Here is a 13,390-nt window from a genome sequence, read left to right on the forward strand (position 1 = left end):
TGGAAAGCGGAACCGGACCCGCTGCAAATCCGGAAGACCAGAAGGAGTAGTTAGATGAATCTCATTGACAACATAGCCGTCGTGACCGGCGCCGGCTCGGGCATCGGCAGGCAGATCGCCCTGTCGTTAGCGAAAGAGGGTGCCACGGTCGCGGTGTGCGACATCAACATGGATGGCGCCAACGAGACCGTCGCGATGATCGAGAAAGGAAACGGCCCGAAGGCACAAGCGGTGCATATGGACGTGACCGACGAAGCCGAGGTCAATTCGGCCATGGACGAGGTCGCCGCCAAATACGGCCAGATCGACACGCTTGTCTCGAACGCCGGTATCCAGATCGTCCATCCGATCGAGGAATTTCCCTACGAGGCTTTCCGCAAGCTGGTCGCGATCCATCTCGACGGGGCGTTCCTGACGACGAAGGCCGCGGTCAGGCACATGTACAAGCAGGGTTCCGGTTCGCTGATCTACATGGGCTCAGTGCACAGCCACGAGGCATCGGCTTTGAAATCCGCCTATGTCGCGGCCAAGCACGGCATTCTCGGCCTGGCGCGGGTGATGGCGAAAGAGGGCGCCGGACACGGCGTGCGCTCCAACGTCATCTGTCCCGGATTCGTGAAGACACCGCTAGTCGAAAAGCAGATCCCGGAACAGGCCCACGACCTCGGGATCAGCGAACAGGAAGTCATCGACGACGTGATGCTCGGCGGCACCGTCGACAAGGAATTCACCACCATGCAGGACGTCGCGGATCTCGCGGTCTTCCTGGCGGGCTTCCCGACCAATGCGCTGACGGGGCAGTCGATTGTCGCCAGCCACGGCTGGTACATGAACTGACAGGAGAAGCTTGATGACAAGACATTTCATGGCCACCGTGAACAATGCCGCCTCGCTCGACGAAGCCATCGAGATCGTGTCCGACGCGCTCGGCACATTCGGTTTCGATGTCGTCTGGGACATCGACGCGGCGGCGCTCATCAAGGAGAAGACCGGCACCGAGATCGCGCCGCGCCGGATCCTCGGCGTCTTCCACTCCGCTGCGAACAAGAACGGCGGCGGAAACGAGCCGGCGCCGGACCAGCTCCTGCCGTTTACCTTCGTCATGCGCGACAATGGTCCGGCCGTGGAGGTCGTGCTTGCCGGTTCGTCCGGTCCCGCGCGGAACATGAAGGATGTCTTCCGGCAGATCGAGGTCGCGGCGCGGGCGCCGGTGCACAAGGCACATAACGGGCACGACGCAATCGGGCCGGTGCCAGTCGGCGAAAGCCAGCTCAGGCCGGATCAGGCGTTGAAACTGTTCGCCGACCGGCTTGACGCCATGACCGAACGCTTCCGGCAAACCGGCAGCCTTGTGGGTGCCGAATCCGCCACCGATCCGCAAAGCGCCGAACTGGGCGAACTGAAGCACGACATTCTGACGCTCAACAGCACGGTGCGCCACATCATGACCCTGCTCGATGACGCCGAACACAAATCCTACGCCACGCGCCATTTCGACTGAAATGCGAAGAGGATGCCGCCATGTATATGAACATCAACAAGCAACTCCTGATCCTTGCGGGTCTTGGCGCTCTCGCCGTCGGATATTTCGCCGGCCACGCGTCGGTCTTCAATCTGCAGCACTCGCCGGCGCATATCGAGGCGATCGCCGTCAAGGATTTCCAGGAAGGCTACGACACGCAGGCGTTCAGGCTGTTCACGAATCTTGCCGGGAAGGGCGACAAGACGGCGGCATTCTATCTCGGCCAGATGTACGAGTTTGGCGACGGTGTCGCGGTCGACAGGCAAAAGGCCGTGAAGTGGTTGTCGGTCGCCGCGAATGCGGGCAACTCCGGCGCGGCCCGGCAACTCGGCTTGCTTTATCTTGACGGAATCGCCGGCGTTCAGGATTTCGCGAAGGCCCGCAAATGGCTCCTTGCGGCAGCCGATACCGGCGACGGAACGGCGTTGCGCAGCCTTGGAGACATGAACAGGGAGGGGCTCGGCGCGCCCGCCGATCCCGTCACGGCCTATGCCTATTATTCGGTCGCCGCGATCAAGGGCAACGGCTACGGAACGACGATGCGCGACAAGCTCGCCTCGTCGCTGAGCGCGGACCAGCAGCGCAAGGGGCAGGACAAGGCCCGGTCGATCCAGGCCCGGATCGACGCGGCGCAGGCGACGGCAAAGCCGCCGGCCGCCACGACGAAAAACAAGACCGGAGCGGCCGCGCCGTCAGCAAAACCCGGCAACTGACCGGGACGGGATCCGGTTTACCCCGTCCCGGTCATCATGCGCATATCCAGATTGTGCATGATCCAGATCGTGCCGCCGACCATGATGCAGATCACGACGACGGCGAGGATCACGGCGAGATTGATATCGCGCTTTCCGGTCCTCCAACCCATGTGCAGGAAGTAGCGCAGATGCACCAGCATCTGGACCGCGGCGAGACCGGCAAGGACCGACAGTCCGGCGCCGCCAGTCACCGGCTTTACCCAGACGAACAGGAACGCGGCCAGCGTCAGGACAAGCGCGAGCGCGAGGCCGGTTACGAGGCGTCCGGCGCCGGAGGCATGCAATGATGTCCTGGGGTTCATGTCAAAGGCTCCCGGCGAGATAGACGAAGGTGAAGACCCCGATCCAGACGATATCGAGGAAATGCCAGAACAGGCCCAGCCGCTGCAACCGGGACAGAACCGGGCCGGTGAGCCCCTTCCAGGCAATCTGGCCGGTCATCACGGCGATCCATACGAGGCCGGCCGTCACGTGCAGGCCGTGGGTTCCGACGAGCGTGAAAAAGGCGGAAAGAAACCCGCTGCGCTGCGGGCCGGCGCCTTCGGCGATCATGCCGGAGAATTCCGTCAGTTCCATCGCGACGAAGCCAAGCCCCAGTACGAAGGTGATCACGAGCCAGGCGATCGCCGGTGTCGTCCTGCCGTCGTCGGCGGCAAGGCTCGCCAGCCCGAACGTGAAGCTGCTCGCCAGGAGCAGCATGGTTTCGGCGAAGACATGGGTGAGATCGAACAATCCGGCGGCGGAGGGACCGCCGGCGGTGCGTCCCGCCATCACGCCAAAGGTGGCGAACAGCAGCGAGAAGATCACGGCGTCGCTCAAGAGGTAGAGCCAGAACCCGGTCTGGCGCTCCTCGACGGCCTGCAGTTCCGCTGTCTGCACGGCGGTCCGCGCCTGCGCCGTATCCGCTGGGTCCGACATGTTCACCGGCTCTCTCCGGGCAGTCCGTCGGGCTGCACGAGGTGTTCGGTCCCGTCGCGGAACGAACGGTAAGTCAGCGTTGCGAAGATGCCCGCGAACGACAGGACCGCCAGCCACCAGATGAACCAGACCAGGGCGAAGCCGAACAGGAAGGAAAACGCGCCGATCAGGAGGCCGGCCGGGGTGTTGTCCGGCATCACGATGGGCGAGCGGCGGGACGGGGTTTTTGGCTTGTAGGCGTGGCGCTTGCGCCAGGCCAGTTCATCGAGATCATGGACCTCGGGGATGTCGTCGAAATTCCAGTGCGGCGGGGGCGACGCGGTCGCCCATTCGAGCGTGCGGCCGTCCCAGGGATCGCCGGTGCAGTCGCGCAAGGTTTCACGGTTGCGGATCGAGACGACAAGCTGGATGACGAGGAAGGCGATGCCGGCAAAGATGAGGACCGCACCGGCCTCCGCGACGATCAGCAGCGGCTGCCAGGCGGCGACGTCGTAGTGTTCCATGCGCCGCGGCATGCCCATGAAGCCGAGCACATAAAGCGGCATGAAGGCGAGATAGAAGCCGAGGATCCACGCCCAGAAGGCGCATTTGCCCCATGTCTCGTCGAGCCGGAATCCGAAGACCTTCGGGAACCAGTACATGTAGCCGGCGAGATATCCGAACAGCGCGCCGGGCACGAGCATGTTGTGGAAATGGGCGACCAGGAAGACAGAATTGTGCATCAGGAAATCGACCGGCGGGATAGCCAGCAAAACGCCGGTCGCGCCGCCGATCACGAAGGTGACGATGAAGCCGAGCGTCCAGTACATCGGGGATGTCAGGCGGATTTGGCCACGATACATGGTCAATAGCCAGTCGAAGATCTTCACGCCCGTCGGCACCGCGATGACCATCGTGGCGATCCCGAAGGCGGCGTTGACGTTCGGGCTCGCGCCCATGGTGAAGAAGTGATGCAGCCAGACGGTGAAGGACAGGATGCCGATGACGGCCGTCGCGTAGACCAGCGACCTGTAGCCGAACAGCGGCTTGCCGGAGAAGGTCGCGACGACTTCCGAGAACACGCCGAAGGCCGGCAGGATGAGGATATAGACCTCCGGATGGCCCCAGATCCAGAACAGGTTCAGGTAGTTCATCATGTTGCCACCGCCGCCATTGGTGAAGAAGTGCATGCCGAGGTAGCGGTCGAGCGCCAGCAGGGCGGTGCTCACGGTCAATGCCGGAAAGGCAAAGACCATCAGGATGCTGGTCACCAAGGTGGTCCAGACGAATAGCGACATGCGCATTAGCGTCATGCCGGGCGCGCGGCGTTTCAGGATCGTCACGACGAAATTGATCCCCGTCATCGTCGACCCGAAGCCGGCGATGAAGACCGACCATATCCAGTAGTCGACGCCGGTGCCCGGATTGTAGGCGACTTCCGAGAAGGGCGGGTAGGCGGTCCAGCCGGCGGTCGAAAAGGTTCCGAGGACGAGCGACGTCATCACGAGCGCGGCGCCCGCGGCGGTCAGCCAGAGGCTGACGGCATTCATGAACGGAAACGAGACATCGCGCGCGCCGATCTGCAGCGGCACCACGATGTTGAACAGGCCGGTCAGGAACGGCATCGCCATGAAGAAGATCATGATCGTGCCGTGGGCGGAAAAGATCTGGTTGAAATGCTCGGGCGGAAGATAGCCGCTGGAGCCGAAAGCCACCGCCTGCTGGGTGCGCATCATGAAGGCGTCGACGAAGCCACGCATCAGCATGACGAGCGCGAGGACGATATACATGACGCCGATCCGCTTGTGGTCGAGGCTCGTCAGCCATTCGCGCCACAGATAGCTCCACTTGCCGAGCCAAGTGACGACAAGGACGACGGCGACCAGGCCGCCAACCTCGACCAGCGCGCCGGTCAGCGCGACGGGGCTGTAGAACGGCAACGCATCGAAACCGAGTCTCCCAAGAAAGGTCATGGGCGGTTCACCGGGCCGAAGCGGCTGAGGCTTGCCGGCAGCCGCCGTCGCTGCAGTATTTGGCGATGATGCCGGCAAACAGGTTATCGTCGGCGAGCGCGAATTCCTTCACGCCGCTGGCCGACTTTCTTGAACTCAACGCGTCGTAGGCCGATTGGTTCAGCACCGAGCCCGATTTCGCGGCAGCCGCCGCCCAGCGGGCGAATTGCGGCTGTGTCTCGACATGGACGGCAAAGTGCTGGTCGGGGAACTGCCCGCCCGAATATTGCGTGTTTCGGCCACGATAGTCGCGGGGTTTTTCGGCGTCGAAATTGAGCCGCGTTTCCATGCCGGCCATCGCATAAATCTGGCCGGTCAGGCCGGGCACGAAAAGCGAGTTCATTACTGTGTCGGCGGTGATGTGCAACTGCACGGGACGGCCGGCGGGAACGACCAGCTCGTTGACGGTGGCGACCTTCTGGTCGGGATAGATGAACAGCCATTTCCAGTCGAGGGCGACGACCTGGACCTCGAGCGGAGGTCCGGTTCCCGTGGCCGGCCGGTAAGGATCGAGGCGGTGGGTGTAGATCCACACCATCGCTGCGATCACCATGACGAGGATCGCCGGCACGGCCCACACGATCGCGTCGATCAGCAGGGACTGCGACCAGTCAGGCCGGTAACCGGTTTCGTTGCCGCCGGCGCGGTATTTCCACGGAAACCACGCGGCCATCAACCAGACCGGGATCAGGACGATCAGCATCAGGCCGAAGACGACGATGACGAGATTGCGTTGGGAAAGCGCGACCGCGCTTCCCGGATGGATGATCGGCAGATCCGTCGCAGAGCAGCCGCCAAGCAGGACAATCGACGCCAGGGCCAGGAACCAGAGCGTCGAGCGGGTTTGAAGTCTGCCTTGCGGGTGAAGGTTCATGGCGTTGCGGGTTCGAACGGGTTTCACTTGCAGGGTCTGGCCAACAAGATGCGTGCCACAATTCAAGCGCCTGAATTGTCTGGCTAAATTTCCACAAGCCGGATGAACCGGCGCGGATATGGTTCAAATGCACCAGCGGCGGTTCAGTTCCACCGGGCACGGAGCGGCTTTCAACCATCGCCGTCCGGGCGGTGACGCAGGGGCACGGCGTGTTGCCCGCCGTTATTGTGCCGGCAAGCCTTTCGCATTGCACAAATCCGTGGCAAATGCTCCCGCGATCCGATGAAATTGGTATCTGGAGGAGTTGATATGAGCGCAACAGGCGCAGCGGATGCCACGACCGTCCCCGACATCATGGCACGCAAGGGCGGCACGCCGCTGGTGTGCCTGACGGCCTATACGACGCCGGTCGCGGCGCTGGCCGAAAAGCATTGCGACGTCGTTCTGGTCGGCGACAGCGTCGGCATGGTGCTGCACGGACTGCCGTCCACGCTCGGTGTCACGATGGAGATGATGATCCTGCACGGCCAGGCGGCGCGGCGCGGCGTCGAGAATGCGCTGCTGGTCGTCGACATGCCCTTCGGCTCCTACGAGGAAAGCCCAAGCCAAGCGTTTCGCAACGCGGCGCGGCTGATGGCGGAAACCGGATGCGCGGCCGTGAAACTGGAAGGCGGCGAGAGCATGCGCGAGACGATCGCCTTCCTGGCGGCGCGCGGCATTCCGGTGATGGGGCATGTCGGCCTGACGCCGCAGGCGGTCAACGCCTTCGGCGGCTACAAGGTGCAGGGCCGCGGCGAGGCGGCCGAACGGATCGGCCGCGACGCGTTGGCGGTCGCGGAGGCGGGCGCCTTTGCCGTGGTGCTCGAAAAGGTGCCGGACAGCCTGGCGCGCTCGATCACCGCCGAGATCCCCATTCCGACCATCGGCATCGGCGCGTCGCCGGCCTGTGACGGGCAGATCCTGGTTGTTGACGACATACTCGGCATGTTCACGGCGTTCCGGCCGAAATTCGTCAAGCGCTATGCCGAACTGGGCAGCGAGGCGGACGCGGCGATCGCGGTCTACGCCGAAGAGGTGCGCGCACGGCGGTTTCCCGATGAAAGCCATGTCTTCGCGGACGCGCCGAAAAGCGGCGGCAAGGAGACGGCATGAGCGTCCCGATCGTCAGAACCGTCGCGGAACTGCGCCGCATAGTCGGCACGTGGCGCGCAGAGGGGCACCGCGTGGCGGTGGTCCCCACCATGGGGGCACTGCATGAAGGCCATCTGAGCCTGGTGCGCGCGGCGCTCGCCGACGCGGAGCGGGTGATCGTGACGCTGTTCGTCAATCCGAAACAGTTCAACAGCGCCGCCGATCTGGCAGCTTATCCGCGCACCGAGAACGAGGACGCCGCCAAGCTGGCACCGCTCGGCGCGCATCTGCTTTTCTGCCCTGACGGTGACGAGATGTACCCGGCGGGATTTGCGACCACCGTCTCGGTGACCGGCGTCAGCGAAGGATTGTGCGGCGCGCATCGTCCCGGTCATTTCGACGGGGTGGCGACTGTCGTCAGCAAACTGTTCCTGCAGGCAGGCGCGGATGCCGCCTTTTTCGGAGAGAAGGATTTTCAGCAGTTGCAGGTCGTCCGCCGCATGGCCGCCGATTTGAACATCCCGATTGAGGTGACCGGCTGCCCGACGGTGCGCGAGGCTGACGGGCTTGCGCTGTCGTCGCGCAATGTGCGGCTCTCGGCGCAAGAACGCCGCATCGCGCCGGCTCTGGCGAAAGTCCTGTTCGAGACGGCGGAGCGGCTCGGCGCGGGTGAATCGGTCGAGCTGCTGCTGGCCGAGGCCCGGGCGCGTATCGAGGCGGCGGGCTTTCGCGAGGTCGAATATCTGGAGCTGCGGGCCGAGGACGATCTGGCCCCGCTGCCGGTGCTCGACCGGGCGGGGCGTCTGCTCGTCGCCGCGTGGCTCGGCGAGACGCGACTGATCGACAATGTGAGCGCGCCGGCGCGCCAGGCTATCCCGCAGTCCCCTCCGGGGCGGCTTGTTGATGGTCAGATATAGCCAAAACATGCAAAATAGTGCTTTACAGGCACCGCCTATCGTGTATTAAATTTCACTTATCCGGAAAGTGACCGTCGCGTGTGCATTAAAGTGCACTTTGATGGCCGGGTGACAGTTGCCTCAAGGGAGTGGGGCAATGCAACGGGAGGAGTTACCATGAAAAAATATGTGTGCGCGGCGCTTGGCGCTTGCGCGTCGATTGCGCTGATGGCTCATGCGGCGGCGGCCGAGACCAAGGTCGGTCTGCTGCTTCCCAAGAGTGGCAACTACGCCGCGCTCGGCCAGGAAATCGATGACGGTTTCGTCATGGCCCTCGAAGAGGCCGGCATGGCGGACGACTTCACGCTGGTGCGCGAAGACAGCGAAGCCAAGCCGCCGGTCGGCGTCGCAAAGGCGCGCAAGCTCGTTCTCCAGGACGAGGTGGACGCGATGGTCGGCATCGTGTCGTCGGCGGTTCTCGGCGCCGTGCGCGACTTCGTCGACGGCTCAAAAGTGCCGTTGATCGTGGCCAATGCGGGGAATGACGCCGCGACCGGCGCGAGCTGCAGCAAATATATCGTGCGCGTTTCCTTCTCTAACGGGCAGGTGAACCGTCCGATGGGATCGTGGATGGCCGAACAGGGCATCAAGAAGGTCTACACGCTGGCGCCGGACTACGCGGCAGGCCACCAGATGATCGACGCCTTCACCGAGAGCTTCACGGCTGCCGGCGGCGAGATCGTCGGATCGGAATATACGCCGTTCGGCAAGACGCAGGATTTCGGCCCTTATCTGACCACGGCCAAGGCAGCGTCGCCGGATGCGATTTTCGTGTTCTATGCCGGCGGTGAGGCGATCTCCTTCGTCAAGCAGTACGACTCGTTCGGCATCAAGAAGGACATCCCGCTTTACGGCTCGGGCTTCCTGACCTCGCCGCTCTACGTCAAGGCGGAAGGCCCGGCAGCGATCGGCGTGAAAACGTCGCTGCATTACGTGCCGACGCTCGACACCCCGGAAAACAAGGCGTTCGTCGCGGCGTTCAAGGCGAAATTCGACCGTCCGCCGTCTGAATATGCGGTTCAGGGCTATGACGCCGCCCGCGTTCTGGTCGAGGCCGTCAAGGCCGGTGCCAACGACCGCGAGTCGATCGCCGAGGGCCTGACGAAGGTTTCCTATACCGGGCCGCGCGGTCCACTGACGATCGACCCGGCGACCAACAATGTCGTCCAGAACATCTATATCTACGAGACGGTGGCCGACGGCGACGCGCTGACGCAGAAGATCATCGGCACGGTTCCCGAAGTTCGCGACCCGGCCAATGGCTGCTCGCTGAAATAAGACGTAGTATCAATACTCCCGGCGCGGGCAATCCCGCGCCGGGCAATTCGGGGCACCAGGGGAGGGCGTCATGGTCGCGGATGTCGATTTCTGGCTGACGCAGTTCCTCAACGGGCTGCAGCTTTCCATGTTGCTGTTCCTGCTTTCGATCGGCCTGACGATCATTTTCGGCCTCATGCATTTCGTCAATCTCGCCCACGGAGCGCTCTATATGGTCGGCGCCTATGCCGGGGTCAGCGCCGCCGCGGCGCTCGGCAATTTCTGGGCCGCGCTGCTCATCGCGCCCATCGCGGTGATGCTGGTCGGGATTTTCCTCTATGCGGCGATCATCAGGCATATGCGGCGTGCGGGGCCGATGAACCAGGTGCTGGTGACCTTCGGCCTGATCTTCGTGATCGTCGATCTGGTGCGCATTGTCTGGGGCGACATCGCGCTCGGCATGGCGCAGCCGGCGATCCTGTCCGGCCCGGCCGAGTTTCTCGGTGTCGTCTATCCGGCCTACAGGCTTTTCATTATCGCTGTCGGCCTCATCGTCATGGCGGCGTTGAGCCTGGTGCTGTCGCGCACGCAAATCGGCGCGATGGTGCGCGCCGGCGTCGAAAACGACGCGATGGCCGCGTGCCTCGGCATCAATGTCGAGCGGTTGTTCTTCGCGGTTTTCTGCGTCGGCTGCGCGCTGGCCGGCCTTGCGGGCGCAATCGCCGCGCCGGTCTTTTCGGCGACGCCGTCGATGGCGACCGACATCCTGATTCCGACCCTTATCGTCGTCGTGATCGGCGGGCTCGGCAGCCTGCGCGGCGCCATCGCCGGGTCTCTGATCGTCGGTTTCATCCAGACCTTCGGCGCGGTGGTGATGCCCGAATTCGCCTCGGTGCTGGTCTATGTGCTGCTCGCGGCAGTGCTGATCGTCAAACCGGCAGGCCTCCTGCCGGCGCGGAGCTGACGGATGTTCCACCAGACCCCTCTCAAGACGTTCACCGTGGCAGCGGTCATCGCCGCGCTGGCGCTTTATGCGATCCTCGGCGGTTATTTCCCGCGCGAGATCGTGATCGAGATCGCACTGTTGGCGATCCTCGCCGTCAGCCTCGATTTCGTCGCCGGATATGGCGGGATGGTGTCGCTGTGCCACGGCGCGATCTACGGGATCGGCGCCTATGCATTTGCCGGCATGACGGCGATCGGCGGCTACGACACGGTGACCGCGACGCTCGTCGCCTTGGCGGCGGCGGCGGCATTCGGCCTCTTCGTCGGCGCGGTCGCCGCCAATATCACCGGCATCTTCTTCATCATGGCGACGCTCGCCTTCGGGCAGATGGCCTATGTCGTGGTGTTCGAATCGCGGGCGCTCGGCGGCGACGACGGCCTGTCGGGCATCGCGCGCTACGATCTGTCCGCCATTGGCATCGACATGAACGACTCGCTGCAGTTCGCGCTGTTCTGCCTTGCAGTGGTGGTTATCGCCTACGCGGCGGCGGCCTACGTGCTGCGCAGTACATTCGGGCGGACTCTAAGCGGCATCCATTCCAACGAGGACCGGATGCGCGCGCTTGGCCTGACCGCTTGGCGGCACAAGGCGGTGGCGTTTTCCTTCTCGTCTATGCTGGCGGGCGCGGCCGGCATCCTCGCGGCGCAGCACACCCAGTTCGTCTCACCGGAACTGCTGGTCTGGACGGTCTCGGGCGAGGTGCTGATCGTGGTCATTCTCGGCGGGCTCGGCACACTTGCCGGGCCGATTGCCGGTGCGGCTCTGCTGGTCCTGCTGAAACACAAGATCGGCGCCTATACCGAGCATTGGCATCTGGTTATCGGCTTGTTCCTGGTCGCCGCCGTGATGGCCGGCGGACGAGGCGTCTATGGCCAGATCGAATACTGGCTGCGGCAGCGGGCCGGGAGGCGGGCCGATGCTTGACGTGCGTGATATTTGCAAGAATTTCGGCGGATTGCGCGTCTCGCGCGACATCTCCATGCATCTGGAAAGGGGCGAACGCCGGGTGGTGCTCGGTCCGAACGGGGCCGGGAAAACGACGCTGTTCAACCTGCTGGCCGGCACGCTGAAGCCGACATCCGGCGAAATCCTCCTCGACGGTGCGCGGATCACCAATCTCAATGTTGAACAGCGGGCGCGGCTCGGCCTGTCGCGCAGCTACCAGAAAAACAACCTGTTCGAGGGACTGACCGTGCGCGAGAACCTCGCGCTCGCGGCGGCGACGGGCGAGGGCAAGACATCGTCGTTCTTCTCGCGGGCGCACGAGAGCAGGTCCGTGCGCGAGACGGTCGAGGAAGTGGCGGAGATGGTGGGACTTGCCGACAGGCTCGACACCGGCGTCGCGCACGCCTCCTACGGCAACCGGCGGCAGCTGGAGGTCGGCCTGGCGCTTGCCACGAAACCGAAACTCCTCCTGATGGACGAACCGACATCCGGCGTCGGGCCGGGCATGATCGACGCGTTCCACAGGCTGATCGCCTCGCTGCCGCGCGAGATCACCATCGTGATCGTCGAACATGATCTCGATCTCGGCTTCGACGTCGCCGACCGGATCAGTGTGCTCAATTACGGCGAGGTCGTTTTCGAGGGCACGCCTGACGAGACCAAGGGCAGCGACGTGGTCAGGGAAATCTATCTCGGCGATTGGCAAGGCGATGCTTGAAGTCCGCGAACTGCTCGCCGGCTACGGCGAAACACAGGTGATCCACGGCGTCGACCTCGCCGTCCGGGAAGGCCAGTTCCATGCCATTCTCGGGCGCAACGGCGTCGGCAAGACGACGACGCTGAAAACTATCGTCGGGCTGTTGCCTGCCTTCGGCGGCGAGGTGGTCCTCCAGGGCAATTCGATCGCGCGCCGCCAGCCCTATGACATCGCGCGGCTGGGCATCGGTTACGTGCCGGAGACCCGCGACATCTTCGGGTCGCTTTCGGTGACGGAGAATCTGCAACTCGCCGCGCGTCTGGCGGCGCGGCGCGACCGAAAGTGGACGATCGAGCGGGTGTTCGAGTTCTTTCCCAATCTCGCCAACCGGCGCGAGAACGGCGGCAACCAATTGTCGGGCGGCGAGCAGCAAATGCTGGCGATCGGCCGGGCGCTGGTGATGAACCCGACACTGCTGATCCTCGACGAACCGACCGAGGGCCTGGCGCCGATCGTGGTCCGCCAGATCTTCGACAAGCTGACGGAGCTCAAGCGCGAGGGCATGACGATGCTGCTTGTCGAGCAGAATTTCCATTTCGCCACGCGGCTCGCCGACACTGTGAGCATTTTCGGGCGCGGGCAATGCGTCTGGACGGGGACATCGGAAGCGCTGCGCGCGGATGCTGAACTACATGAAAAGTGGCTCGGCGTCTGATGGCGGCGCGAAAAAACCGTATTTTTGCTTTATGTATTATATTGCGCATTTTTTGAGAAATATGTAGTATCTTGCATAAAGACGGAATCGAGGCCCCGCGCCTCATTCGAGCAAGACGGAGGAGCCCAGGATGTCGAAACAGCAGTTTCTCGAAACCGTCACCACGATCGCGGACCGTATCGGCGAAAGGCCGCTCGACGAGAAACTCGCCGCTTTCCTGAACACGGAATTTCCGGTCGACGGCGCCGTTTTCGGCGATCTCAAGACGCTATGCGCCGAGGGCGAGGCCGAAGGCTGGCTGATGGCGCGCGAGGCCGGCGGCATCAAGTTCGGCCGCGCGGTGAAACCGGGCGCGGAGGCGCGCAGTTTCAGCGTCGACGTGGTGCGCATGAAGGACGTCAAGGGCCCGCACCACGTCCACACCACCGGCGAGATCGGCGCGATCATGACGATTTCCGGCGAGCCCAAATTCGATGGCCTTGCCGAGGGCTGGTATGTTTACGGGCCGGGTTCGGATCATCATCCGACCGTCGAGGGCGGCGACGCTTACGTCCTTTACCTGCTTCCCGACGGCGCGATCGAGTTTACCGGCCGCTAGGCGGCATCGTGCGGCGCGGAAACGC

At 63.7% G+C, this 13,390-nt stretch carries 15 protein-coding genes; 11 read left to right on the top strand and 4 right to left on the bottom strand.

What is annotated here, in order from left to right; translation table 11 throughout:
* Nucleotides 1–54: 54 nt before the first annotated feature.
* Genes IG169_RS05075 through IG169_RS05085 form a run of 3 tightly spaced genes read left to right on the top strand, consistent with a single transcriptional unit; the run spans nucleotide 55 to nucleotide 2,235 of the window.
* Nucleotides 55–837 carry a 3-hydroxybutyrate dehydrogenase gene (locus IG169_RS05075; protein WP_193175077.1) on the top strand — a complete coding sequence of 261 codons (783 nt, stop codon included), beginning with the start codon at nucleotides 55–57 and terminating at the stop codon, nucleotides 835–837.
* 13 nt (nucleotides 838–850) lie between these two features.
* Entirely contained in the window at nucleotides 851–1,501 is a 651-nt protein-coding gene (locus tag IG169_RS05080; RefSeq protein ID WP_193175078.1) for a DUF302 domain-containing protein, read from the top strand.
* Between the two features lie 20 nt (nucleotides 1,502–1,521).
* Nucleotides 1,522–2,235 (top strand): tetratricopeptide repeat protein, encoded by a 714-nt coding sequence (locus IG169_RS05085; protein ID WP_193175079.1) that lies wholly within the window; start codon nucleotides 1,522–1,524, stop codon nucleotides 2,233–2,235.
* Between the two features lie 17 nt (nucleotides 2,236–2,252).
* Here IG169_RS05085 and IG169_RS05090 read toward each other — a convergent pair whose 3' ends face one another.
* The 4 genes from IG169_RS05090 to IG169_RS05105 are packed head-to-tail and all read right to left on the bottom strand — an operon-like array spanning nucleotide 2,253 to nucleotide 6,060.
* A complete protein-coding gene (locus IG169_RS05090) occupies nucleotides 2,253–2,579 on the bottom strand; it encodes a cytochrome o ubiquinol oxidase subunit IV (protein WP_193175080.1) in 327 nt (108 codons plus the stop codon).
* A gap of 1 nt (nucleotide 2,580) precedes the next feature.
* Nucleotides 2,581–3,195 (bottom strand): cytochrome o ubiquinol oxidase subunit III, encoded by a 615-nt coding sequence (cyoC, locus tag IG169_RS05095; protein WP_193175081.1) that lies wholly within the window; start codon nucleotides 3,193–3,195, stop codon nucleotides 2,581–2,583.
* Between the two features lie 2 nt (nucleotides 3,196–3,197).
* Entirely contained in the window at nucleotides 3,198–5,147 is a 1,950-nt protein-coding gene (locus IG169_RS05100; RefSeq protein WP_193175082.1) for a cbb3-type cytochrome c oxidase subunit I, read from the bottom strand.
* 7 nt (nucleotides 5,148–5,154) lie between these two features.
* Nucleotides 5,155–6,060: a cytochrome ubiquinol oxidase subunit II gene (locus tag IG169_RS05105; RefSeq protein WP_193175083.1), complete on the bottom strand. Its 906-nt coding sequence runs from the start codon at nucleotides 6,058–6,060 to the stop codon at nucleotides 5,155–5,157.
* 309 nt (nucleotides 6,061–6,369) lie between these two features.
* On the opposite strand from IG169_RS05105, the gene panB reads away from it, so the two are divergent.
* The 8 genes from panB to IG169_RS05145 all read left to right on the top strand — a co-directional run bounded on the left by panB (nucleotide 6,370) and on the right by IG169_RS05145 (nucleotide 13,365).
* Complete coding sequence (gene panB / locus IG169_RS05110; protein WP_193175084.1) at nucleotides 6,370–7,212, top strand: 3-methyl-2-oxobutanoate hydroxymethyltransferase; 843 nt, start codon at nucleotides 6,370–6,372, stop codon at nucleotides 7,210–7,212.
* Nucleotides 7,209–8,108, top strand: coding sequence for a pantoate--beta-alanine ligase (gene panC / locus IG169_RS05115; RefSeq protein WP_193175085.1), 900 nt, complete (start codon nucleotides 7,209–7,211; stop codon nucleotides 8,106–8,108). The genes panB and panC overlap by 4 nt, the downstream gene beginning before the upstream one ends.
* Before the next feature lie 156 nt (nucleotides 8,109–8,264).
* Complete coding sequence (locus IG169_RS05120) at nucleotides 8,265–9,425, top strand: ABC transporter substrate-binding protein (RefSeq protein WP_193175086.1); 1,161 nt, start codon at nucleotides 8,265–8,267, stop codon at nucleotides 9,423–9,425.
* Between the two features lie 70 nt (nucleotides 9,426–9,495).
* A complete protein-coding gene (locus tag IG169_RS05125; RefSeq protein WP_193175087.1) occupies nucleotides 9,496–10,368 on the top strand; it encodes a branched-chain amino acid ABC transporter permease in 873 nt (290 codons plus the stop codon).
* Nucleotides 10,369–10,371: 3 nt separating this feature from the next.
* Nucleotides 10,372–11,334, top strand: a complete 963-nt coding sequence (locus IG169_RS05130) for a branched-chain amino acid ABC transporter permease (RefSeq protein WP_193175088.1) — start codon at nucleotides 10,372–10,374, stop codon at nucleotides 11,332–11,334.
* Complete coding sequence (locus IG169_RS05135; RefSeq protein ID WP_193175089.1) at nucleotides 11,327–12,073, top strand: ABC transporter ATP-binding protein; 747 nt, start codon at nucleotides 11,327–11,329, stop codon at nucleotides 12,071–12,073. Before IG169_RS05130 ends, IG169_RS05135 begins: the two co-directional genes overlap by 8 nt.
* Nucleotides 12,066–12,767, top strand: a complete 702-nt coding sequence (locus tag IG169_RS05140; RefSeq protein WP_193175090.1) for an ABC transporter ATP-binding protein — start codon at nucleotides 12,066–12,068, stop codon at nucleotides 12,765–12,767. Before IG169_RS05135 ends, IG169_RS05140 begins: the two co-directional genes overlap by 8 nt.
* Before the next feature lie 130 nt (nucleotides 12,768–12,897).
* Nucleotides 12,898–13,365, top strand: a complete 468-nt coding sequence (locus IG169_RS05145; RefSeq protein WP_193175091.1) for a 4-hydroxylaminobenzoate lyase — start codon at nucleotides 12,898–12,900, stop codon at nucleotides 13,363–13,365.
* Nucleotides 13,366–13,390 lie beyond the last annotated feature (25 nt).

It is taken from the genome of Oricola nitratireducens (assembly GCF_014904745.1).
Taxonomy (GTDB): domain Bacteria; phylum Pseudomonadota; class Alphaproteobacteria; order Rhizobiales; family Rhizobiaceae; genus Oricola; species Oricola nitratireducens.

Bases quoted from the DNA above. Each gene is read 5' to 3' on its own strand.
- IG169_RS05090 (WP_193175080.1), bottom strand. From the start codon at position 2,579: ATGAACCCCAGGACATCATTGCATGCCTCCGGCGCCGGACGCCTCGTA.
- IG169_RS05125 (WP_193175087.1), top strand. From the start codon at position 9,496: ATGGTCGCGGATGTCGATTTCTGGCTGACGCAGTTCCTCAACGGGCTG.
- IG169_RS05130 (WP_193175088.1), top strand. From the start codon at position 10,372: ATGTTCCACCAGACCCCTCTCAAGACGTTCACCGTGGCAGCGGTCATC.
- IG169_RS05100 (WP_193175082.1), bottom strand. From the start codon at position 5,147: ATGACCTTTCTTGGGAGACTCGGTTTCGATGCGTTGCCGTTCTACAGC.
- IG169_RS05140 (WP_193175090.1), top strand. From the start codon at position 12,066: ATGCTTGAAGTCCGCGAACTGCTCGCCGGCTACGGCGAAACACAGGTG.
- IG169_RS05075 (WP_193175077.1), top strand. From the start codon at position 55: ATGAATCTCATTGACAACATAGCCGTCGTGACCGGCGCCGGCTCGGGC.
- IG169_RS05085 (WP_193175079.1), top strand. From the start codon at position 1,522: ATGTATATGAACATCAACAAGCAACTCCTGATCCTTGCGGGTCTTGGC.
- IG169_RS05145 (WP_193175091.1), top strand. From the start codon at position 12,898: ATGTCGAAACAGCAGTTTCTCGAAACCGTCACCACGATCGCGGACCGT.
- IG169_RS05120 (WP_193175086.1), top strand. From the start codon at position 8,265: ATGAAAAAATATGTGTGCGCGGCGCTTGGCGCTTGCGCGTCGATTGCG.
- panC (WP_193175085.1), top strand. From the start codon at position 7,209: ATGAGCGTCCCGATCGTCAGAACCGTCGCGGAACTGCGCCGCATAGTC.
- IG169_RS05135 (WP_193175089.1), top strand. From the start codon at position 11,327: ATGCTTGACGTGCGTGATATTTGCAAGAATTTCGGCGGATTGCGCGTC.
- IG169_RS05105 (WP_193175083.1), bottom strand. From the start codon at position 6,060: ATGAACCTTCACCCGCAAGGCAGACTTCAAACCCGCTCGACGCTCTGG.
- cyoC (WP_193175081.1), bottom strand. From the start codon at position 3,195: ATGTCGGACCCAGCGGATACGGCGCAGGCGCGGACCGCCGTGCAGACA.
- panB (WP_193175084.1), top strand. From the start codon at position 6,370: ATGAGCGCAACAGGCGCAGCGGATGCCACGACCGTCCCCGACATCATG.
- IG169_RS05080 (WP_193175078.1), top strand. From the start codon at position 851: ATGACAAGACATTTCATGGCCACCGTGAACAATGCCGCCTCGCTCGAC.